A 294-nucleotide genomic window follows, 5' to 3' on the forward strand; every position below is an offset into this window, starting at 1 on the left:
GTGTTATATGTATCGAACGTGCCGCAAATGGTTGTTAAAGCAACGGGTAAAGTTATTGTTCACGGTATAGAAGATAGTTACCAACGCGAAAAACAAACGCTTGATGAGCACACTTTTGACGACGAAGCACGGCGCTTCATTGCCTTAGTCGATGAGTTTTACGATTGCCATAAATTGCTGGTGATAAATGCGCAAACCGACATTGAACATTTGTATAAAGGTAAAAAGTTGAGCTTTGAATATGCACGCACGCAATCACGTATAGTCGAAATGCAAAATTGGTAACGCTTTAAT

The 294-nt window shown here is 39.8% G+C and carries 1 protein-coding gene; it reads left to right on the plus strand.

Going from position 1 to position 294, the window contains the following annotated elements; genetic code table 11:
• Window positions 1-285, plus strand: a 285-nt coding sequence (gene zapE, locus AAEZ18_RS18565) for an AFG1/ZapE family ATPase (RefSeq protein ID WP_352255862.1), incomplete at its 5' end; no start/stop codon positions are given.
• Between the last annotated feature and the right edge of the window lie 9 nt (window positions 286-294).

Source organism: Pseudoalteromonas sp. 19-MNA-CIBAN-0066, from assembly GCF_040308705.1.
Classification (GTDB): Bacteria; Pseudomonadota; Gammaproteobacteria; order Enterobacterales; family Alteromonadaceae; genus Pseudoalteromonas; species Pseudoalteromonas nigrifaciens.